General features: G+C 27.7%; 21 protein-coding genes. 13 read left to right on the forward strand and 8 right to left on the reverse strand.

Annotated features, from left to right (window positions below; translation table 11 throughout):
• The first annotated feature begins 90 nt into the window (after positions 1–90).
• Together msrA and IC174_RS07175 are read left to right on the forward strand one after the other, a co-directional pair.
• Positions 91–1044, forward strand: a complete 954-nt coding sequence (msrA, locus tag IC174_RS07170; RefSeq protein ID WP_227482529.1) for a peptide-methionine (S)-S-oxide reductase MsrA — start codon at positions 91–93, stop codon at positions 1042–1044.
• A gap of 160 nt (positions 1045–1204) precedes the next feature.
• Entirely contained in the window at positions 1205–2335 is a 1131-nt protein-coding gene (locus IC174_RS07175; protein ID WP_227434820.1) for an XRE family transcriptional regulator, read from the forward strand.
• Positions 2336–2501: 166 nt separating this feature from the next.
• Here the strand turns inward: IC174_RS07175 and IC174_RS07180 are convergent, their stop codons facing one another.
• Both IC174_RS07180 and IC174_RS07185 read right to left on the reverse strand, forming a co-directional pair.
• Complete coding sequence (locus IC174_RS07180; protein WP_227434819.1) at positions 2502–3455, reverse strand: L-lactate dehydrogenase; 954 nt, start codon at positions 3453–3455, stop codon at positions 2502–2504.
• Between the two features lie 109 nt (positions 3456–3564).
• Complete coding sequence (locus tag IC174_RS07185) at positions 3565–4533, reverse strand: L-lactate dehydrogenase (RefSeq protein ID WP_227482530.1); 969 nt, start codon at positions 4531–4533, stop codon at positions 3565–3567.
• 359 nt (positions 4534–4892) lie between these two features.
• Between IC174_RS07185 and IC174_RS07190 the strand changes: the two genes are divergently transcribed.
• From IC174_RS07190 to IC174_RS07215, 6 genes are all read left to right on the forward strand, one after another.
• Positions 4893–6092, forward strand: coding sequence for a DHHA1 domain-containing protein (locus tag IC174_RS07190; protein WP_227482531.1), 1200 nt, complete (start codon positions 4893–4895; stop codon positions 6090–6092).
• Positions 6093–6147: 55 nt separating this feature from the next.
• Complete coding sequence (locus IC174_RS07195) at positions 6148–6648, forward strand: GNAT family N-acetyltransferase (RefSeq protein ID WP_227482532.1); 501 nt, start codon at positions 6148–6150, stop codon at positions 6646–6648.
• Between the two features lie 138 nt (positions 6649–6786).
• Positions 6787–7101, forward strand: a complete 315-nt coding sequence (locus IC174_RS07200) for a hypothetical protein (RefSeq protein ID WP_227482533.1) — start codon at positions 6787–6789, stop codon at positions 7099–7101.
• A gap of 162 nt (positions 7102–7263) precedes the next feature.
• Positions 7264–8229, forward strand: a complete 966-nt coding sequence (locus tag IC174_RS07205; protein WP_227482534.1) for a VanZ family protein — start codon at positions 7264–7266, stop codon at positions 8227–8229.
• 111 nt (positions 8230–8340) lie between these two features.
• Entirely contained in the window at positions 8341–9129 is a 789-nt protein-coding gene (locus IC174_RS07210) for a putative ABC transporter permease (protein WP_227482535.1), read from the forward strand.
• A 294-nt stretch (positions 9130–9423) separates the two neighbouring features.
• A complete protein-coding gene (locus IC174_RS07215) occupies positions 9424–10743 on the forward strand; it encodes an aminotransferase class III-fold pyridoxal phosphate-dependent enzyme (RefSeq protein WP_227434812.1) in 1320 nt (439 codons plus the stop codon).
• Between the two features lie 72 nt (positions 10744–10815).
• On the opposite strand, the gene IC174_RS07220 is transcribed toward IC174_RS07215, so the two are convergent.
• The 6 genes from IC174_RS07220 to IC174_RS07245 form a co-directional block, all read right to left on the reverse strand.
• A complete protein-coding gene (locus IC174_RS07220; protein WP_227482536.1) occupies positions 10816–11250 on the reverse strand; it encodes a hypothetical protein in 435 nt (144 codons plus the stop codon).
• Between the two features lie 89 nt (positions 11251–11339).
• The gene (gene hydG, locus IC174_RS07225; RefSeq protein WP_227482537.1) at positions 11340–12716 is read right to left on the reverse strand and encodes a [FeFe] hydrogenase H-cluster radical SAM maturase HydG; all 1377 of its coding nucleotides are present in this window, start codon (positions 12714–12716) and stop codon (positions 11340–11342) included.
• Positions 12717–13802: a [FeFe] hydrogenase H-cluster radical SAM maturase HydE gene (gene hydE / locus IC174_RS07230; protein WP_227434809.1), complete on the reverse strand. Its 1086-nt coding sequence runs from the start codon at positions 13800–13802 to the stop codon at positions 12717–12719. It abuts the gene before it with no gap.
• A gap of 35 nt (positions 13803–13837) precedes the next feature.
• Positions 13838–15046, reverse strand: a complete 1209-nt coding sequence (gene hydF, locus IC174_RS07235) for a [FeFe] hydrogenase H-cluster maturation GTPase HydF (protein WP_227482538.1) — start codon at positions 15044–15046, stop codon at positions 13838–13840.
• Positions 15047–15060: 14 nt separating this feature from the next.
• Positions 15061–15312, reverse strand: a complete 252-nt coding sequence (locus tag IC174_RS07240) for a TM1266 family iron-only hydrogenase system putative regulator (RefSeq protein WP_227434807.1) — start codon at positions 15310–15312, stop codon at positions 15061–15063.
• A gap of 379 nt (positions 15313–15691) precedes the next feature.
• Positions 15692–16732, reverse strand: a complete 1041-nt coding sequence (locus tag IC174_RS07245) for a M42 family metallopeptidase (protein ID WP_227482539.1) — start codon at positions 16730–16732, stop codon at positions 15692–15694.
• A gap of 479 nt (positions 16733–17211) precedes the next feature.
• Between IC174_RS07245 and IC174_RS07250 the strand changes: the two genes are divergently transcribed.
• From IC174_RS07250 to IC174_RS07270, 5 genes are all read left to right on the forward strand, one after another.
• A complete protein-coding gene (locus tag IC174_RS07250) occupies positions 17212–18372 on the forward strand; it encodes a DUF819 domain-containing protein (RefSeq protein WP_227482540.1) in 1161 nt (386 codons plus the stop codon).
• Between the two features lie 342 nt (positions 18373–18714).
• Positions 18715–18876, forward strand: coding sequence for a hypothetical protein (locus IC174_RS07255; RefSeq protein WP_227434804.1), 162 nt, complete (start codon positions 18715–18717; stop codon positions 18874–18876).
• A 189-nt stretch (positions 18877–19065) separates the two neighbouring features.
• A complete protein-coding gene (locus tag IC174_RS07260) occupies positions 19066–19695 on the forward strand; it encodes an endonuclease/exonuclease/phosphatase family protein (protein WP_227482541.1) in 630 nt (209 codons plus the stop codon).
• 251 nt (positions 19696–19946) lie between these two features.
• The gene (locus tag IC174_RS07265; protein WP_227434802.1) at positions 19947–21206 is read left to right on the forward strand and encodes a VanW family protein; all 1260 of its coding nucleotides are present in this window, start codon (positions 19947–19949) and stop codon (positions 21204–21206) included.
• A 183-nt stretch (positions 21207–21389) separates the two neighbouring features.
• Positions 21390–22367 carry a protein kinase domain-containing protein gene (locus tag IC174_RS07270; protein WP_227434801.1) on the forward strand — a complete coding sequence of 326 codons (978 nt, stop codon included), beginning with the start codon at positions 21390–21392 and terminating at the stop codon, positions 22365–22367.
• The last annotated feature ends 76 nt before the right edge of the window (positions 22368–22443 follow it).

The raw sequence follows: 22443 nt of genomic DNA on the forward strand, positions 1-22443 counted from the left end.
CTAAATAAAGTAAAAAATAATAAAATACAAGATTATTAAGTTACTTCTTAGGGAATAAATAAAATATAATTTTTTTAAGGAGTGATGAAAATGATAAAACTTGCTACTTTTGCAGGTGGGTGTTTTTGGTGTATGGTAAAACCTTTTGATAAATATGATGGAGTTATAAAAGTAGTTTCTGGATATACATCTGGTCATGTTGAAAATCCTACATATCAAGAAGTATGTTCAGGAACAACTGGCCATGTTGAAGCTATTCAAATAACTTATGATGATAATATAATAAGTTATGATGAACTTTTAAATATATTTTGGAAACAAATTAATCCTACGGATGATGGTGGACAATTTGGTGATAGAGGAACTCAATATAAAACTGCTATATTTTATCATGATGAAGAGCAAAAAAATACAGCTTTGAAGTCAAAAGAAAGCTTAGAAAATAGTAAAATATTTGATAGTAAAATAGTTACTGAAATAATTCCAGCAACTAAATTTTACGAAGCAGAAGAAAATCATCAAGATTATTATAAAAAAAGACCATTAAATTATAATATGTATTATAAAGGTTCAGGAAGATATAATTTTGTAAAAAGTTATTGGGATGGAAATAATGTAGATAGGGAAGCGTTAAAAAAGACTTTAACTCCTATTCAATTTGAAGTTACTCAAAATGACATGACAGAAGTACCTTTTGAAAATGAATATTATGATAATAATGAAGAAGGTATCTATGTGGATATAGTAAGTGGAGAGGTTTTATTTTCTTCAAAGGATAAATTTGATGCAGGATGTGGATGGCCTAGCTTTGCAAAGCCAGTTATAGATAAGTCTATAATTGAAAGAAGTGATTTTTCACAAGGCATGTATAGGGTTGAAGTAAGAAGTGCTAAAGGAAATTCTCATCTAGGTCATGTTTTTGATGATGGACCAAAGGAACTTGGAGGTTTAAGGTATTGTATAAATTCTGCTTCTCTTAAGTTTATACCTAAAAAAGACATGGAAGAATTAGGATATGGAGAATATTTAGAGCTTTTTAAATAATTAAAACTAGTTATATCATATATTCAGATTAGAGATGGAAATATAAATTTATGTTTTCATCTTTTGTTTTTTTGCCAATAATATGATAAATTATTAATTGTAATGTTATAATTTATATTTGTATGACTAAAGAATTTAATTTTTGAAAGAGAGAAAACAAATGAATTTAAAAGACTTTAATGGAAAAAGATTAAAATCAGCTAGAGTTTTTAGAGCTAAAACTCTAGAGCAGTTATCTAAAGAAACTAAAATAAATAAAAAAGATTTACAAGCTTTTGAAGAAAATAAGTATGTTCCAAATATTGAAAATGCATTAAAATTATCAAATATATTAAACTTCCCAAAAGAGTATTTTTATAAAAACGAAAGTATAAATGTTATTGTGGAAGATAGTCATTTTAATCCTCAATCTAAACTTCCTAGAGTGGAGGAAATTTCTTATAGAGAAAAAATAATAATCATTCATAAAATATACTCGTTTATGGAAAGTTATATAAAATTTCCAAAAGAAAACTTACCAAATAGAAAACTAATTAAGGATGTTAATATAAATGATATAGAAAGTCTTGCTAATAAGACTAGAGAACTTTGGAATTTAAACAACAATCCAATAGTAAATATGGTAAGTTTATTAGAGGCTAATGGGATTATAATATCAGGAATGAATGTAGATAGAAAAGGAGCAACCGTATTTACTCAAAAACAGAGAATAGGTAAAGAAACTAAATATCTAATATCTCTTGGGAATGATAAAAAATCAGCATCAATTAGAAACTATGATTTAGCCTATGAGCTTGGATATATAATATCAAGTCAATTGGGAATACCAAATAAGCAATTCTTAGCAGATGAATATGCCTGTGCATTTTTGCTTCCAAGAGAGACTTTTTTAGAAGACTTGGTTTATCCAGAAGACCTAGATTATTATGTAGAACTAAAGCAAAAATGGATTGTACCTATATCTGTTATGATTTTTAGAGCATACAATTTAGGTGAGATAAGCTATAAAAAGTATAATTATCTTATGAGCGAAATGGATAAACGAGGATGGTTAATAGAAGAACCATTAGATAAAATGAAGGGTGTAAGTCCAGTATATTTAAAAAAAGCAGTCGAATTACTGATAGAAAACAAAATAATGAACACAGACAATATAGTATCAAATTTAGGAGATATAGGAATAAGTCTTTATCCAGAAGACCTAGAATTATTGATGGGATTGAAAAATGGACTCCTATCTCAAAATACAAAGAAAAAAAGTAAAGTTATAAAATTTGATGGGAAAAGATAAATTAATATTTTAATATTGAAAGATAAAAGCAGGTATTTATGATTTAAATTTAAGGTTTATTAAGATAATTTTTTATCATAAGAAATTTACCTGCTTTCAATATTAAATTTGAGATACACTTAAAATATGCTATTAACTTAAATATGTATTCTAATATGGTATTAATCTAAATATCCTTAGCAATTTTAATGTATTCTTTTAAAATAGTACATGATTTATTGAATTTTTTTTGTTCATCATCAGTTAAATTAATTTCTACTATAGACTCAACTCCATTTATGCCAATTATGGCAGGAACACCAGCAAACACATCTTTTTGCCCATACTGACCATCTAATAAAGTAGAAACAGGAAGGATTTTTCTTTCATTATGAAAAATTGTCTTTACTATTTCTGTTAAAGCAGTACCAATACCAAATTCAGTAGAACCTTTGCCATAAAGTACATCCCAACCAGCTCTAGCTGTTTTTTCAGTTAATTCATCTAAGTTTAATTTTCCATAAGTGTTAGGATTTTCTTTCATAATATCAAATAATGGTTTACCACCAATTGAAACATGAGACCAAGGAACCATCTGAGAATCTCCATGTTCACCCATAGAATAAGCTTGTATTGATTGTTGAGGAAGATTTGTTTCCTCAGATAAAAGCCTTCTAAGTCTCGAAGAATCGAGTGCAGTGCCTGTACCCAAAACTTTATTTTTAGAAAATCCAGAAACTTTCCAAATATAATCAGAAATTATATCAACTGGATTTGAAATTACAATAAATATACCATCAAATCCAGAATCAACAATAGGTTTTACAATTGTTTTTACAATGTTGACTGTAGACTCAAGAGTATCCAATCTAGTCTGATTTTTTTCAGGTAATGGACCTGCACTTATTACTACAATATCAGAATCTTTACAATCATCAAGTGTTCCACTTTTTATTTTTGTAGCATGTTTAAGATAAGAAACTGCATCTGATAAATCTAAAGCTTGAGCCTTTGCTTTATTTTCATCTATATCAATCATCAGTAGTTCATCACAAACACCTTGAGTTATTAAACTAAATCCACAATGTGAACCGACATGACCAGTTCCTATTATTGATACTTTTCTTGGTTTTATTGACAAATTTAACATCTCCTTACAATTTGTTTTATGTATACATATGAGAATACTCTATAATAATTATAGAGTATCTAAATAAGTTAATTAAAGAATAAATCGTATATATTTAAAACTAAATAGTCTTTGAAAGTGCAATATGGTCTCTTAAAACAGAACAAGATTTACTAAATCCTTCTTGCTCATCATTAGTTAAATTGATTTCAACAATTCCCTCAATCCCACTTTTTCCTATAATACAAGGAACACCTGCAAATACATTTTCTTCATTGTATTGACCTTCTAATAATGTAGAGACTGGTAAAATCTTTTTCTCATTATGTAGTATAGCCTTTACAATTTCTACTAAAGCAGTTCCTATTCCAAACTCTGTGCAATCTTTGCCATTTATTATACCTATACCTGTTTTCTTGTTTTTTTCAACTATTGATGGTAAGTCTAATTTGCCATAAGTATCTGGATTATCCTTCATCATATCTAAAATTGGTTTGCCACCAATTGAAACATGAGACCAAGGAACTATTTGAGAATCTCCATGTTCACCCATTGAGTAAGCCTGTATTGATTGTTGAGCGATTCCAGTTTCTTCAGATAAGAGTCTTCTAAGTCTTGTTGAGTCTAAAGCTGTTCCAGTTCCAATAACTCTGTTTTTAGGGAAACCAGACTTTTCCCAGATATAATTTGTAACTACATCAACTGGATTAGAAATAACGATAAATATACCATCAAATCCAGAATCAGTTATAGGTTTTACTATAGATTTTATCATCCCAATAGTTGGTTTTAGTAAGTCTAACCTAGTTGTGTTTTGTCTGCGTAAAGGACCTTCTGAAGAATCTGCAACACTTATCACTACGATATCAGAATCCTTACAATCATTAAAAGTTCCTTTTTCTATATGTACTTTATGTGGAAGATAGGAAACCGCATCAGCTAAATCTAAAGCTTGAGCCTTTGCTTTAGCTTCATCAATATCAATCATAAAGAGTTCATCACAAACTCCTTGAGTTATCAAACTAAATCCACAGTGTGAACCAACATGACCTGAACCTACAATAGATATTTTTCTTGGTTTTATTGGCATTTTAAATCACTCCCCCTACAAAATAAAACGATATATTTATAATACAATGCTATATGTTATTAAGTATGTTTTTTATAGATTGCAATATTCTATCATTTCAGAAAATTTATTTAATATGATTTTATACTAAAGTTTTTAAAAAAGCAATGTTAATATACTTTATATTATTGAATATTTAAAATAATATATAATTATAAATTTGTTAACATTAATATCTATATGTTAAAATATAGTAGAAGATTACTATTAAAAAATAGGTTAAGCTCTATCTGGTGTAATTACTTTAAACTTAACCTAAAATATGTGTATATTTAAACAATAAGGCAGTTTAGAATAAAGGAAATGGAGATAAAATCATAATGGAAAAGTTATACTATACAAATCAGTATATAAGAGATTTTACAGCAGAAATAATTGAGATAAGAGAAATAGAAAATAAGTTTCATGTTTTGTTGGATAAAACAGCGTTTTTCCCTGGTGGAGGAGGACAATTTGGAGATTTAGGAAAAATAGATAATTATGAAGTAATAAGTGTATATGAAGAAGATAAAAAAGTATATCATATATTAGATAAAAAACCAATAAAGATACATAAGGTAAAGTGTAGTATTGATTGGGATAGAAGAGAAGATGGTATGCATCAACATTTTGGACAACATGTACTCTCAGGATGTTTTTTTAAGACTTTTAATGCAAATACAACGGGTTTTCATTTAGGTAATGAGTACAGCACAGTGGATATAGAGGGTAATTTAGATGAAGAAAAAATTAGAGAGATAGAGTTGCTTGCCAATGAAATTATTCATCAGAATATACAAGTAGAAACATTACTTCCAACTAAAAGAGAATTAAAAAAAATTTGGTTAAGACGTGCTTTACCAAACACAAATGAAGAAATAAGGGTAGTAAAAATAGGTGACTTAGATACAAATGCGTGTTGTGGAGTACATCCAACATCAACAAGTGAGCTTAGAATGATAAAAATAAAGAAATGGGAGAAGCATAAGTCTAGTACAAGAATAGAGTTTTTGGCTGGTAAAAGAGCTGTAGATGAAGTATTAAAAAGGGATATATGTTTAACTAAAATCTGTAGATATTTAAGTTGTAGTGAAGAAGATGCTATAAATGGAATTGTAAATTTAAATGAGAAAGTGGAAGATTCTCTAAGTAAAAAGAGAAAACTTGAAGAAATAGTAGCTAAGTATCAAGTTAAAGAAATGGTTGAAAATGCAAATAAGATTGGAAATATTTCAGTTGTTAAAAAAATTTATGATGAAGAAGATTTAAAATATGTAAATAAAATTGCAAATAAAATTACAGAAGATGAAAATAAAATTGCATTATTAGCTGTTAGATTTGAAGAAAAAATAAACTTGATTTTTGCATGTTCTAAAAATTTGAAGGATGTTAATATGGGAAGTTTATTGAAGGATGCAATAAGTCTTATAGATGGTAAAGGTGGAGGAAGTCAGGTTTTAGCTCAAGGTGGGGGAAAAAATAATGGTAACTTAGAATCTACCTTCGATTATGCATTTATGAAACTAGAAAAAATTTTATAATGTATTATTACAAAGAGATTAATGTAATACGTAAAATAGATATGGGGGAATAAGTATGGAACAAAAGGACTATATAGAATTATATGAAAATGAAGAACTGATAGAGATAAGAGAAGCCCGTTTAGATGATTTGGATATAATAGCGAGATTTAATTATAATTTAGCTAAAGAAACAGAAGGAAAAGAACTTGACATGGATGTTTTAACTAAAGGTGTAAGGGCGCTGTTATTAGATGAAAGAAAAGGAAAATACTATGTATATACAGTATTTGATAAGGTTGTTGCACAGATTATGTATACATATGAGTGGAGTGATTGGAGAAATGGAAACTTTCTTTGGATTCAGAGTGTATATGTAGAGAAAGAGTATAGAAGAAAGAACATCTTTAATTATTTATTTAATCATATAAAAAATATGTGTGATAGAGATGAAAATATTGTTGGCATGAGATTATATGTAGAAAAAGAAAACATAAATGCAAAAGCAACATATGAGTCTTTAAATATGTATGAATGTGATTATAATATGTATGAATATGAAGTAATAAACCAGTAATGTAAATATAAGATGTAATAAACCAATAATATAAACTTATACTATTATTATATTAAGATTATAAGTTTATATTGGGTATATTGAGAATTGTATGAAATAAAGCAGATATTATAATTAAATTTTTTAGGGGGTATAAGTATGGGCGTTTTAAAAGTCATGTTTTATGTATTTTTGTTTTTAGATTTAGTATCAATATTCTGTTTCTTTTTTAATAAAGGCAAGATAGCATCTAACACAATTGTATTTAATGCAATAGGTGTATATACATTTGTACTTTGTTTCATGTATTTTAGTTCTTATCCAAGTAATAATATTCTTGGTAAATTTATTGCATCTCTCTTTTTTATACTTGGAGTTGCAGGAGTTATGCTTAAAGAAAAAAATTTTTTATATGCTAGATTACTTTTAACTTTGGTTATTGTTTGTTCTACACTTAAATTGTTTGTCATTTAATAAAATGTATCTATAATGAAATTTATGAAGGTCTATATTTTAAAGTATAGACCTTTTTAATATGTTTTAATTTAACACTTAAGGAAAATTTAAGAAAATTTTAAAGGCATCTTAAACACTTGTTGGTATTATTAAAATATTAGAAGAGAGAAGGTGTTATTATTGAAAAAAGACATGTGTAGAACTTCAGAAAAATTATTATTATCAATTATATACATAATATTTTTTGTATATGTTCTAATAACTATAAGGATAATTTTATTTAAAGATGTACCAATTTATGCCATTTTCAAGGGTGGATTTAGGTCTGTCAACTTAATTCCATTCTATACAGTATGGGAATTTATGACAGATAGTAACATTAGTCTTATAAGAGCTATTGCAAATATCATAGGTAATATTGGTATATTTATTCCAATGGGAATTTTTCTTCCTGTAGTATTAAAAAAATTAGATAAAAAAACTATAATTATAATAATTTCTCTTATTAGTTTAGGATTTGAATTAATACAATATATTTTAGCTATTGGAAGCAGTGACATAGATGATGTGCTTCTAAATTCATTAGGTGGGATACTTGGTATTATTATTTATACAAAGGTGACCAAATTATTTCCTAATAACATTAAGAAATTCCAAGCCATAATAAGTACAAGCATAGTTTTGGGAGTAATAGGATTAGGTGTCATTGTTACAAATTACCAAAGCTTGTTAACTTTTAAACTCAAGCCAGATAAACAAGTTTCAAGAATATTAGTTGAAGAAAATAAGGAAATAATTAAAGATATAGATAAAAATGAGGGAGATATAATTGGCTCATTTGAAAGCTTTAAAAATGGTGTATTAACTATTAAGGCAGCTTGTAATAATAATATAAAGAGTCCAGATAATTTAATGGATAAGAATGGTAATATAAAAGTTTATCTAAGTAAAAATACAAAACTAATATCCTTTGTAATCACTGAAGGAGAGAATAAAGATATAATTAGATATGAAGAATTTGATGCTAAAAATTTGCCTCTGTTAAAGAAATCTGATACATTTGAGATTTGGATTGATAAGTATAATCGACCAAAAGATGAACATGGAATTACAGCTGCTAGATTATTAATCGGATTAGATGAATAGAATATCCAACAAAAAAGAATAACAAAAGTAAAAAACGAAAAAACTATTTCTACAATTATTTTTACATTATGCACAAAAATATATCAACTATTGAAGGAGTAGAGATAAATTATGGAGATAATAAAATATATTTTGTATTTTTTTATATATTCATTTCTAGGATGGGTAGTAGAAAGTGCAGGATGTTCTATAGCAAGCAAAAGGATAATCAATAGAGGTTTTTTAAATGGCCCAATATGTCCTGTTTATGGTTTTGGAGCAGTACTTGTGATATCAGTATTAGGCAGGTTTGACAATATAATTATTTTATTTTTGATAGGAATGATTTTGACTACAATACTAGAATATTTTACAGGATTTATTTTAGAAACATTATTCCATGCCAAATGGTGGGATTATTCTGACCAAAAATTTAATGTAAAGGGAAGAGTCTGTTTAAAAAATGCAATATATTTTGGAATAATGTCTGTTGTAATAATAAAATTTATACATCCCTATATAGAATACATTGTGAGTACTATTCCGTATAATATATTAATTTCAATAGTGGTAATTACGACTTTATGGACAATTGTGGATTTAATTGTTACTATCATATCACTTAAAAAATTAGACATGAAGCTCAATTTATTAGATGAAATAATTACAGACCTAAATGGTATAAACATGAAATTGGATAAGTTTGATAGAAGAGAGATACAAGCTTTATTTAAAACAATAAATAGTGAAGAGTTAGAAGCCAGAGAAAAATTAAACAAAATAAACAGTAAATTAGACCGTATAGAATCTAATATTATCTTACAAAAAAGAATTATCAAGGCTTTCCCAGATATAAAACATAAAAAACAACAAGAACAATTACAATATTTTAAAGAAATCATTAATGATAATAAAAGATGATAAGATGATTTAATTAGAAATAAATGGAAAAATAGTATTTATAAGATAATTTGCAAAGAACTCTATTATAATAGAATAGAGTTCTTTATTTTTTGGAGAAATAGAGTTGATTTGCTGAAAATAAAATATATTATCTCTGAATAACAAATATTTTGAAAATTATAAAAACATATATTGACAATTTGTGTCAAAAATACTAACATTAGTATATAAAGAATTTTATATAAAAATATCTTTATAAATTGCAATAATTCTAAAAATATAAATTTACTTAAAGAGGGGAATGATTTGCCAATGAGCGAGATAACTAGTCAAATGATAAGTACAGAAGAAAAAAAATATGTTGCTAAGACTCAAAAAATACCTTATTATCCAGTAGCATTTAAATCAGGTGAAGGTGCGATGTTATATGATTATGAAGGTAATGAGTATGTAGACTTTTTAGCAAGTGCAGGCTCTGCAAATGTAGGTCATGGAAATAAGGAAATCTCACAAGCAGTTAAAGAACAAATGGATGATATCACACAATATACACTTGCATATTTTCATAGTGATCCTCCTGTAAAGTTAGCTGAAAAGCTTGTGGAAATAGCCCCTGGAGATAATGATAAGAAAGTATTATACAGCGCAACAGGCTCTGCTTGTATAGATGCTGCTATAAAATTAGCAAGAGGATATACTGGAAGAACAAAAATAATATCTATGTGTGAATCATATCATGGAAGTACTTATGGAGCTATATCTATATCTGCATTAAGTACAAATATGAGAAGAAAAATGGGTCCATTATTACCAGAAGTTTATCACTTCCATTATCCAGATAAAAATAGAACTGCCAAAGAATGTTTAGATGAAATGGAATATGCTTTTGCACACTACTTACCAGTAGAAGAAGTAGCTGCAATATTTATAGAACCAATTGCAGGAGATGCAGGAATAATAGTGCCTCCAGTAGAATGGATTAAAGGATTAAGTAAAATATGTAAAGAAAATGGAATACTACTTATAAGTGATGAAATACAGCAAGGTATGGGAAGAACAGGTAAATGGTTTGGTATAGAAAATTTTGGTGTTGAAGCAGACCTTATAGTTCTTGGAAAATCTGTTGGTGGAGGATTACCTTTAGGAGCAGTTGTTGGAAGAACAGAAATAATGCAAAGTCTTGATGCACCAGCACATCTATTTACTTTAGCTGGAAATACAACAGTATGTGTAGCTGCTTTAAAATCTATAGAAATAATTGAAAGAGAAAATTTACTTCAAAAGAGTATAGAAATGGGAGATTATATTAAAGCAGGATTTGAAAAACTAAAAGAAAAATACGATATAATTGGAGAAATAAGAGGCTTAGGTTTATCTATAGGAGTTGATATAGTTAAAGGAAAAGGTTCTACTGAAAAACATCCAGATGCTACAGCTAAGATATGCTACAGATGTATACAAACTGGTTTGATAATGATATTCTTAGGACAATCCACTTTAAGAGTACAACCACCTTTAGTAATAACTAAGGAACAAGTAGATAAAGCAATGAGTATTATAGATTCTGCAATAGATGATTATTTAAATGGTAGAATTGGTGACGAAGTTTATGAAGTAACTCAAGGTTGGTAAAATAGATATTAAATAAAAAAGAGTTATCTCAATTTTAGAAAATAATTTCTGAAATGAGATAACTCTTTTAAGTTACCCACAAGTAAGAAGATTAGTCGATTCATTAAAGGTTATGTTTTGGGTATTACTTTTGTGAGTATTAGAAACAGTATTGCGAGAGTAGTTACTCTTACTCGAACTATCTGTCAGTTTTGTTATAATCAAAATTGCTAAAAGAATAAAAATTACTGTGTATAAAGCAATAACATATGGTTTTCTTTTATATTTGTATTTGTTATTAAAAAAAGAATGTCCATAATTATCTTTATTGACCTTATGTTTATTTATATTTGTATTCTTTTTTTTGTTATTCTTCTTTTTATCATCCTTTTTTCTATTTTTAGGGTAAGGAATGACTTTGTGTGTATCATCAAGTTTGACATTTTTATTTTTTTGAATATTGTTTTCTAGGCTAGCTTTTTTTTCTCCAAATTGAATAGTTTTATTGGTATTGTTGTTATCTTTCAATGTTAATCTCCCTCCCTTAAACTTTCCCTTTAGATAATATTACTACTAACCTATAGAATATACAATAATAATATACAACGAATAAAATTTTATAAGTATAAATCTCTTTCCCCACGTTCTAAGGCAGTCATATTGTTAGATACGATGTTTCTTATGTCTTCTCTTTCTATCTTAGATATTTCTTCAGTAATAAGTTTTTTACCCATAGCTTTAAGTTCTTCGTCACCATAATCAATTAAAAATTCATTCAATGTAGTAAGTGCATTTGGTGTGCAGACATTGTGAATTTGACGACTCTTAGCCAAACTCATAAATCTATCTCCAGTTCTACCTTTTCGATAACAGGCTGTACAGTAACTAGGGATATATCCATCAGTGATTAATTCCTTAAGGACTTCTACAGGGCTTCTGTGGTCTCCAACCTCAAATTGTTCTGTATTGTCACCATCTTCATATGCTTTATATCCACCAACACCTGTTAGAGAACCTGCACTAACTTGTGATACACCATATTTTAGTAATTCGTTTCTCATTTCAGCAGTTTCCCTAGTAGACATTATAATTCCAGTAAAAGGAACTGCCAATCTAGTTATAGCTACAATTTTTTTGAACATATCATCAGAAACTAAATGAGGGAAATTTTCTAAACTCATACCCTCAGCTTTTTTTAATCTAGGGAAAGATATAGTATGGAATCCTACACCAAATTTTTCTTCTAGGTGTTCATTATGCATCATAAGTCCTAAAACTTCAAATTTAGGGTCAGCTAGACCAAATAAAACTCCTGCACCAACATCATCAACTCCAGCTTCCATGGCTCTATCAAAAGCTGTTAAATGGTAGTAGTAATCATTTTTTATAGACTGACCATGCATCTTTATAAATGTTGGCTTATGGTAAGTTTCTTGAAATAGTATATAAGTTCCTATTCCTTTTTCTTTTAGTAGTTTATATTCTTCTACACTAGTAGCTGCTATGTTAACGTTTACCCTTCTTATGTTTCCATTTTCATTATATGTTGAATAAATTGCATCTAAGCAGTCTAATATATAATTTATATCACAATTTTTAGGGTCTTCACCAGCTTCTAAAGCAAGTCTTTTATGACCCATTTTTTCAAGTATTTTAACTTCTTCTCTTATTTCGTCCATAGTAAGTTTTTTTCTTTTAAATTTATTACATGTATTGAAACCACAGTAAACACATTCATTTACACAGTAGTTTGATACATAAAGAGGGGCAAATAAAACCACTCTATTACCATATATTTCATTTTTTATTTGCCCAGCTATACTAAATAATCTATCAAGTTGTTTTTTATCTTCTACTTCAAGAAGTGTAGCTATATCTTTATAACTAAGTTTTTCTCTTCTATCAGCTTTATCAAGTACTTTCTCAATATCATCCGAAGTTGAATTTTTTGCATCCTCTAACAAAGAATTAATAAGTTCATGTTTTATGAACATTTACAAACGCCTCCATTCAATATTATCACCACGAGAGTAGTCAACTTTAAGTCCTAGTGACTTGATATTTTCCTCTAAACTCTGGTGATATTCACAAGCTTCTTGACCAGTAAAGGCTTTGTTATCATAAAGAGAATATTGTTTTCTAAATTCTTGAGGAGAAAGGTTTGGCATAATTACATTACAACCAGCTAAAAGACCTGCATTTCTACCACTAGGGTTTATAGATGCAAGAGCTGTTGTAGCAGGTAATAAGACTTTTGGAAGTAGAAGTCTTGTAATTGAAAGCATAAGTAGTGTTTTTTCTAAATCACCATGTTTATAATCTTTAAAGATTGTATCATGATGTGGGATAAAAGGTCCTATACCAACCATATGAGGATTTAACTCTTTTAGGTATAATAAGTCACGAACAAGGTCCTCATTGCTTTGGAATGGTGACTCAACCATAAATCCAGCACCTACTTGATAACCAATTTCCTTGAGGTTTTTAAGGCATTCTTTTCTAGTTCTAAGTTCAATGTTTGGCGGATGTAATTTTTTGTAATGGCTGTCTGTAGCAGTTTCATGTCTTAAAAGATATCTATCTGCACCACTTAAAAAGTATTTTTTATAGGAGTCATAGCTTTTTTCTCCTAATGATAATGTTATAGCACAATCCTCATATTTATTTTTGATACTTGAAACAATCTCACATATCTTATCATCAGTAAAATATGTGTCTTCACCACCTTGTAAAACAAAAGTTCTGTATCCTATCTTATAACCTATATCACAACATTCAAGTATTTCATCCGTTGAAAGTCGATATCTTGTAATATTTTTGTTAGAAGATTGTATACCACAGTAGTAACAATTGTTTTTGCAGTAGTTTGTAAGTTCTATAAGCCCTCTTAAGTAGACTCTATTTCCATAGTGTTTATTTCTCATATCGCTAGCTTGCTTGTAAAGATAGTTTCTCAAATTTTGTTCAAAGTTATATTCTTCATTGTCGATATTCTCTATTAAGTATAGTAGTTCATCAAAGCTTAGTGAATTAATGCTGTAAAGTTTATCTATAAAGTATTTAATCTTATTTTTAGTCATATCTTAGTATGTATTTATTAAATATATTTAAATTTTTAGTAATTGAAAAGTTCAAGGGATCTTTCCAAAATACCTTTTGTATATGCTATTAAAATACCATAGTTTACGATAGGTACATTGAAAGATTTTGCCTTTTCTATTCTAGATAACATTCCAGCTCTATTCATCATACAAGCTCCACAGTGAACTACAAGTGCATATTTAGTTATATCTTCAGTGAAAGATACTCCAGAACTAAATTCAAAAGTAATATTTTTACCAGTTTTCTTTCTAATCATATTAGGGATTTTAACTGTTCCAATATCATCAGTTTGTCTGTGATGAGTGCAACCTTCAGCCATCAAGACCTTGTCACCATCTTTTAAATTTTCTAAAGCATAGGCACCATCAATTAATTCTTTAAGGTCTCCTTTTTGTCTAGCGAACAATATAGAAAAAGATGTAAGAGGAATATCTTTTGGAGTATCTTTATCCACTTGTGGAAATACTTGAGAGTCAGTAATAACAAGCTTAGGTTTTTTACCTAAATTAGATAGAGTTTCTTTTAAGCTATCTTCTTTTGTAACTATAGAAATTGCTCCAATATCCAAAATATCTCTTATAACTTGCTGTTGAGGAAGTATAAGCCTACCTTTTGGAGCTGCCTTATCTATTGGAACAACTAAGACAACTAAATCATTTGGCTCGATTAAATCTGATACCAATTTAAACTCATTACTGTCTTTAGGCAAAACCTTTATTATTTCATTTTTTAAATCTTCAATTCCAATTTTATCTGTTGATGAGACAGAAACAACTGGACATTTAACTTTATTTTTAGTTAAGTTTAAAATTTCAGATTGATTTTTAATTGTATCAATCTTGTTAAGTACTAAAATGTGAGGTATATTTTTATCATTAAACTTTTCAATTAGTGATAAATCTTCTTTTGACACACCAATTTGGCAATCCACTACTAGTAAAGCTATGTCTGTCTTTTCTAAAATATCTAATGATTTGCTTATTCTAAGCTCACCAAGTTCACCAACATCGTCAAGACCAGCAGTATCTATAAGAACACAAGGTCCTATAGGAAGGATTTCCATTGGTCTAAATACTGGGTCTGTAGTAGTTCCAGCAATATCTGATACTATTGCAGCACTTTGATTTGTTATAGCGTTTATTACGCTAGATTTACCTGCATTTCTTTTACCAAAGAGACCTATATGTACTCTTATTGATTGTGGAGTAGAATTTAGACTCATTTGTACTCACCACCTTAAATTTCTTTTTTTGATATACTAGTTTTTACAGATACATGAGGTATATTTCCCAATTTACCAGTCAAACTATTGATAATATCCATTTCGCCAACAACTGCTATACACACAATTGAGACACCTTCTTCTTCACAAGGAATTCCCATTCTACCTTTAATAATACCTTTAAAAGTTGATACAACTTCATTAAATTTAAGCTGACATTCTTTTGGTTCTTCCAAAATAGCACTTATAACCGCAACCTTTTTCATAAATATCCTCCTAACTCAGAAAATATGTTCTTAAACAAATCCAAAATCAAAAAACTTTTCTTTTTAAAGAAAAGTTTCTACAAAAGAAAAGTTATTAATTACACAATTATAATGTGCTATATTAAACTATTTCCTTACAGATTAGATAACTCTTTTCTGGTAGGGTTAGCTTGTAAAATTTATTTTAACAACAATTAGCTAAAGAAAATTTTTATACAATTTGTGTGAATCATATAAAAATTAACTAAAGAAAATTGAAGTTACTTATATAATAGTAGTAAATCGAGATTAAGTCTATAGAAAAACCAATTTTTGTATAAAAATAAAAATAAAAATTGGTTATTTACAAAGAAATGACTTTAATAAAATATATAGTTAATTATTTTTTTAGCATGTAGTTTATAAGAAGTTTTAGAGTATTTTCAATTGCTTCTATATGAGTTCTTTCGTAGTGGTGGCTATTATTTGTTCCAGGGCCAACACAAGCTATTTGAACATCTTCTCCCCAACGAATAGCCTCTGAAGCATCTGAACCATAAAAAGTAAATACATCGACAGCATAATCTAAATTATTATCTTCTGCAACATCTACAAGTTTATTTCTTAAACTAAAATCATATAGAGATAAGTTATCTTTTGCAACTATAGTTACACCATGTTCACTAGATGTTTGACTTGGTCCAGTAGGTGCTATATCTATTGCTACAAATTCTCTAGTTTTTTCAGGTAAAGCTTTAGAGACACCATGTCCAATTTCCTCATAATTACTTATATAAAAGTTAGTAGTATGCTTAGGTATTAAGTTGTTTTCCTTAAAGTATCTAGCTATTTCAAGAACCATTGCTACAGCTGCTTTGTTATCTATATATCTAGATTTTATAAAACCAGATTCTGTAGTTTCAAAACGATGGTCTAGACATACAAAATCTCCAACATTTATTCCCAAATCCAAAATATCCTGTTTATTAAATACTTTTTCATCAAGTCTAATAATCATTGTTTCTTCATTTCTTTCAGATGCAGCTTTTGTCTGTCCATATATATGAGTAGAAGCGTATTTAAACACAACACTTCCTCTAATTTTTTTACCTTTTCTAGTTATAACAGTGCAATTTTCACCTTCTATAGCGGCCCAACAACCACCACCGACTTTATGGTATTTAAGAGTACCATCTGGTGATATTTCTTTTACCATAGCACCAAGTGTATCCATGTGTGCAGATATTGTTATTTGATTTGAATCATCTTCACCAGGAAGAGTAGCTATAAGAGCACCTTTTTTTGTAAGAGTAGTATTAAGACCTAAAGTTTCAAAATCCTTTTTGCTTTCTAAAACTGCATTTTCAGTATATCCAGCTGGACTTGGTATATCAAGATACTTCTTCATCAAATTTATAGTATTAGTTAAATTTAAATTCATATTATTTCCTCCTAAAAAATGTATATTCATACAAATTATAACATAAATACGAATGTTCTGAAAACTGTATTTGAAAGAAAAATTTCTAAATCTATTAAAAAAAATAATATATAAGGTAAAATTAATTTATATTATATGGGTTTAAGTTGAAAATAGTTTTATTGTATAAATAATAAAAATAAATAAAAAACAAATAAACAAATAAAAACAAATAAATAAAATATTTAGTTTAATTCTCTTTACAAATAAAGATTTTAGTAATAAAATAATTTTTGAAAAAGATTTTAAATTCAGACTATTCGTTTTTAAAGTAATTAATCTGTAAACCTTTATTAATATGTGTAAATAGTTGGTTATATATGTATTTAATTAGCTAAATATAAAAAAAGTTTATTTTAATTATTTTCATTATTGGGAAAAAATTTATTAGGAATTATAAAAAATCTGGATTACTTAGAAAAAGAGAGGGTGTGTATAATGTGATTGAAAACGGATTCGTATTTTGTAGTTTTTTAGTTGTATTTGTAGGTGGCATTTTTTACATGGTTGATAAATTAAAATGGAAGATATTCGATGTTATTAATCCAATGCTTTTAATCTATTTAGGAGCTGCTATACTTGCATCATTTGGTTTATTTGCACAAAATGAAGAAGTTGGTATCTATCAGAATATAATAACCGTAAATTTTCTACCATTAATGTTAGTATTCTTATTAATTCAATGTGATTTAAGAAAAATATTAAAAATGGGCCCTAAAATGTTATTATCATTTTTCTGTGCTACATTGACATTTATGTTTGGGTTTGTTATAGCCTTTATAATTTTTAAAGGTTCAATGGGTGCAGATTCATGGAAAGTTCTTGGTGCAGCATCTGGGTCATGGATAGGTGGTTCATCAAATATGATTGCAGCAGCTAATGCTTTAGGTGTTGCAGAAGAAGGGCTTAGTTATGCAATACTTATGGGTTCTATAGGATATACAGTATGGATGTCTGTTTGTCTAATGTCTGTAAAATTTGGACCTAAATTTAACAAATGGACAAAATGTGATACAAGTTTTATAGATGAGGTTACAGCAAAGCTTGAGAAAGAAAATAAAGATAATACAGCACCTACGTTTGTGGAACTTATGACTTTATTATCTGTTGGATTTGGAGTTGCAGCATTTGCACAGATTGTATCTAAGATACTTCCAACTTCAGGCATACTTAATGAGACTATGTGGGTAGTGCTTGTTGCCTCTACAGTATCAATACTGTTAGGTATGACTAAGATATCAAAACTTAAAGGAAGTACATTAGTAGGAAATGTGTTTATGTACTTGCTTCTTGCAGCAACAGGAAGTAAAGCAAATTTCTTTGGACTATCAGAGGCTCCTGTTTACATAATGTTTGGATTAGTAGTAGTTCTTGTACATGCCATTTCATTTATAGGACTTGCAAAACTATTTAAATTAGACTTATTTACTTGTGAGGTAGGAAGTATAGCTAATATAGGTGGTGTAACTACAGCACCAATGATTGCTGGGGTTCATAATCCAGTATTAATTCCAGTAGGTGTACTTATGGGGCTTTTAGGAAATGTTATAGGAACTTATTGTGCTCTTATAGTTACTCAAATATTACATATGTTAGCTTAATGAAACTATAGTATAAAGCTAAATAATTCATATCAAAAAAGTTATTTCAATTTAAGCATAAGCTTTTATCGAAATAACTTTTTTTATTTGGCAAAATAAGTCGTTTTAAAAAGTTGTTTTGACATATTTAGTGAATAATATTGTAAAAATTACCAATAACGATATATATTTAATTTTTATATTGAATCGAACGTTTGTATGATGTATAATAAATATATAGAACGAATGTTTGCAGAACGAATGTTTTTTGAAATTATTTTAATAATTTATGAATATATATCACAATGCATAAATATATTTAAATATAAAGATAAAAAGAATTTAAAGGAGTGTTGATAACTTATGATAATTCCATCAAGAAAAATACAGGATATAACATTAACAAATTTAAAAAATGGTGAAGTGACTTTAATTGAATTAGATGAAATATATAAAAAGATGGGATTTTTATTTGTTGTAAGTGAAGGCAAATTGAAAAAAATAAAAAAGGAGAATCATCATTAAAAATGCATAAAATAAATACTATAAAATTTTGTAAAACCTAACTTATGTAGAATATAAATACTTAAGTTAGGTTTTTTGTGATAAAATCTGTGATTACTTGAGTTTTAGAAAGCAGTACAGTGTTTTATAAACTAAAAAATAAATGAGTTTAAATCTCAAGGGCATAATACTGCATAAGAGGTGATATTAATGAAAATAGTAACCTACAATATTCATAAAGGTATGGATTCAAATAATAAATTGACATTATCTAAAATGGGAATATATTTAAAGAACTTAAATTGTGATGTAGTTTGTTTGCAGGAAGTACTATACCCTCAATTTTTAGCTTTAAAGGCTGTTTTAAATATGGATGGTGTATTTGCTACAAATGTAAAAAAGGTAAATATGCTATATGGAATTTGTACATTTACAAAATTAAAAATATTAAACAATAATCATTTTTTTTTAACTAGTAAAAAAGAACAGCGAGGAGCACTTTGTATAACTGTAGATGATTATGGAAGAATTATAAATATTATAAATGTTCACTTAGGTTTAGATAGAGAAGAGAGAGCAAAGCAACTGGATGAAATAATAGACTATAGAAATAGATTAGTAGGAGCTATTGTTTTATGTGGTGATTTCAATGAAAAAAATATCTCTTTAGATATGTTTAGTGATATGGCTGTTTGTCTAAATAAATCTCAGTTTGCAACCTTTGAAAAGTCAAATTCTAGGATAGATTATATTTTTGTTGATAGAAAAACTGAACTAAAAGGATATATAGTAGAGAAGATTTATTTATCAGACCATTATCCAGTAATAGGATATATTTGATTTTTAATGTAACTTAATCAATATTCGTAAATAAAGAGTAAATTTTTTATTAAGGTATAATTAAAAAAATATAATTAAAAAGTGTCAAAAAGAAATCTAATTATAAGACATAAATTTACAATAAAGTTACATTTGCTTAAATGCCTTGTTTAAAAAAAGCTATTCAAATATAATCTAAAGTAGTTTTGAAAGGGAAACTTTAATAAGCAAAATTAAGATAAATTAAGTTAGTGTTAAAATGAGGTGAATTTATGAGCAGAAGTACAACAAGGGTTTCAAAATTAGGAAAAGAAAAAAAACGAAATTTTATAATAGTGTTAGCAGTTTTAGCTGTAGCGATTGGTGTGTCTACTTATTTTTTTAACAACAAATTTCTATATAATGGGAAAATAGCTAAAAATGTATATATAGAAGATATAAATGTATCCGATATGAGCAAAGAAGAAGCATTAAAAGCTGTAACAGATAAGTATACTCCAGAAGACCTGAATCTTACTTATGATGGAAAAGATTATAAAATATCTCCAAATGATATTGATTTAAAATATAACACAGAAGAAGTTGTAAAAAATGCTTATGAGAGTACAAAAAAAGGTTCTTACTTTCAAAACTTAAAGAAGTATATTGATATAAGAATAAATAAGCTATCCCTGAAAATAGAATCTGGATATGATGAGGCAAAACTTAGTGCTCAAGTATCTTCAGTAGCAGATAGCATCAACGTTAAAATGAAAAATGCTTCAGTTAGTGTTGGAAGTGGTGGATTAAATTACACAGAGTCTGTTATAGGTAGAGAATTTGACTTGGCATCAAATAAAGAATCTATATACAACATGATAAAAAATAAAGAGCATAAGCCTTTAGAACTAAAAGTAAACCTTCAAAAACCAGATATAACGACAGAACAAGTAAAATCTGTGAATTCTGTTATAGGTCAATATTCAACAACATATTCTCAATCTGTATCAGGTAGAGCATATAATGTGGCATTGTCAGCAAGAAAAACTAGTGATGTTTTACTAATGCCAGGTGAAGAATTTTCATATAATAAGCTTACAGGGCCTAGCAATAAAGCTAATGGTTACAAAGATGCACCAGTTATAGTTTATGGAAAATTAGAGCAATCAGCAGGTGGAGGTGTTTGTCAAACATCTTCAACAGTTTATAATGCAGCTCTTCTTTCAGGTATGGAAATAACACAAGTTACAAACCACTCATCTGCATCTACTTATGTACCAAGAGGTAGAGATGCTACGGTAAGTGATGGAGGATTAAATTTAAAATTTAAAAATCCATATAACCATCCTGTATATATTAAAAATTATGCAGGTGGAGGAAGTGTATCATCTATAGTATATGGCAATTCTGGTGATAAACCAAATATATCTATAGAAGTAAAAAACACTGGAAAAGATAAATATTCTACATATAGGGTGTATAAAGACTCAAATGGAAAAGTCATAAAAAGAGAACATATATCAAATAGTTCTTATAAAGAATTGAAAAAATAGATTATTTTTTAGCTTAATATTGAATTGATACAAAAAACAAGAGAGTTGATAACTCTCTTGTTTTTTGTATAAGAGTAGACTTACTAATTGTCGTTTTGATATTAGAATCATTAATATATAGAAAATATTCCTATATATTGGTATAATTATAAATAGATTTAGTTATATAAAATGTATGAGGAGGTGACAGGGTTGAATTTTATAGGCAATAGGTATGAGGTAGTAAATTCTGATGACGTTTTAGAAATTAACAAAATCTATAAAGCTAGGGATGTTTTTTACAGAAAAAATGTGTTAATAAAAGTTATAAAACACAATAACTATATTTGTGAAGATTTTGTATCAAATTTAATTGATGAAAGTACTGCTTTAGATGAAATAAACTCTCCTTATATACTAAAAATAATTGATGTTGGGATTCATTGCACAGAAGAAACAACATTATATTATATTGTAAGTGAAGACTTTGATGGTATTGGCCTAGATGAATTAATTCTAGGTAATTATCTTCATCTAGAAGCAATTATAAATATAATGATACAAGTTTTAAAAGCTTTAGAAATGATACATAGAAATTATTCATATCATGGCAGTTTAAAGTCAAGTAGTATAATGGTGAATACAGAATATAATATTAAAATTTGTGATTTTGGAATTACAAAAGCAAATAATGGGGTTAATACAAGAAGCTATGGAAATAGAAGATATTTATGTCCACATCAACTATGTATAAACTATACTGATAGAGAGAGTGATTTTTTCGCAACAGGTCTTATTTTATTTGAGTCTATATTTAAGAAATTACCTTTTGGAGAAGCAAATTCAGAAGAAAAAATGTTACAATTGATTGATAAAGGGCTAGATTGGAATAGTATAAGAGCAATTAATGGCAACATAGAACTTATAAATGTTATAAAAAGACTGCTTGGTAGAAATAATAAATATACTAGAGCTAATGATATTATTGTTGACCTTAGTAAGGTAATGTATGAAAAAGCATATATAGAGGTTGAAGATAAATTAGAAGAAGAACCAAAAAAAATTGTTCAGGTTAGAAAAGAAGATAAAAGTAAAGTGAGAAGAAAATTACATAAAAAAATTGTTGTTGCTGGCTTAGCTATAGTTATGATTTCAATGATTATTATAGGTTCTATAATATAAAAATTATATATTGTACATTTTAAAATAAATGTCTATAAATAATATACATATAGATTAAAATTTTAGTATTGTTTTA

The sequence above is a fragment of the Clostridioides sp. ES-S-0001-03 genome, assembly GCF_020676075.1.
In the GTDB taxonomy this organism is placed as follows: domain Bacteria; phylum Bacillota; class Clostridia; order Peptostreptococcales; family Peptostreptococcaceae; genus Clostridioides.

Bases quoted from the DNA above. Each gene is read 5' to 3' on its own strand.
- msrA (WP_227482529.1), top strand. From the start codon at position 91: ATGATAAAACTTGCTACTTTTGCAGGTGGGTGTTTTTGGTGTATGGTA.
- IC174_RS07175 (WP_227434820.1), top strand. From the start codon at position 1,205: ATGAATTTAAAAGACTTTAATGGAAAAAGATTAAAATCAGCTAGAGTT.
- IC174_RS07185 (WP_227482530.1), bottom strand. From the start codon at position 4,533: ATGCCAATAAAACCAAGAAAAATATCTATTGTAGGTTCAGGTCATGTT.
- IC174_RS07190 (WP_227482531.1), top strand. From the start codon at position 4,893: ATGGAAAAGTTATACTATACAAATCAGTATATAAGAGATTTTACAGCA.
- IC174_RS07195 (WP_227482532.1), top strand. From the start codon at position 6,148: ATGGAACAAAAGGACTATATAGAATTATATGAAAATGAAGAACTGATA.
- IC174_RS07200 (WP_227482533.1), top strand. From the start codon at position 6,787: ATGGGCGTTTTAAAAGTCATGTTTTATGTATTTTTGTTTTTAGATTTA.
- IC174_RS07210 (WP_227482535.1), top strand. From the start codon at position 8,341: ATGGAGATAATAAAATATATTTTGTATTTTTTTATATATTCATTTCTA.
- IC174_RS07215 (WP_227434812.1), top strand. From the start codon at position 9,424: ATGAGCGAGATAACTAGTCAAATGATAAGTACAGAAGAAAAAAAATAT.
- hydG (WP_227482537.1), bottom strand. From the start codon at position 12,716: ATGTTCATAAAACATGAACTTATTAATTCTTTGTTAGAGGATGCAAAA.
- hydE (WP_227434809.1), bottom strand. From the start codon at position 13,802: ATGACTAAAAATAAGATTAAATACTTTATAGATAAACTTTACAGCATT.
- hydF (WP_227482538.1), bottom strand. From the start codon at position 15,046: ATGAGTCTAAATTCTACTCCACAATCAATAAGAGTACATATAGGTCTC.
- IC174_RS07240 (WP_227434807.1), bottom strand. From the start codon at position 15,312: ATGAAAAAGGTTGCGGTTATAAGTGCTATTTTGGAAGAACCAAAAGAA.
- IC174_RS07245 (WP_227482539.1), bottom strand. From the start codon at position 16,732: ATGAATTTAAATTTAACTAATACTATAAATTTGATGAAGAAGTATCTT.
- IC174_RS07255 (WP_227434804.1), top strand. From the start codon at position 18,715: ATGATAATTCCATCAAGAAAAATACAGGATATAACATTAACAAATTTA.
- IC174_RS07260 (WP_227482541.1), top strand. From the start codon at position 19,066: ATGAAAATAGTAACCTACAATATTCATAAAGGTATGGATTCAAATAAT.
- IC174_RS07265 (WP_227434802.1), top strand. From the start codon at position 19,947: ATGAGCAGAAGTACAACAAGGGTTTCAAAATTAGGAAAAGAAAAAAAA.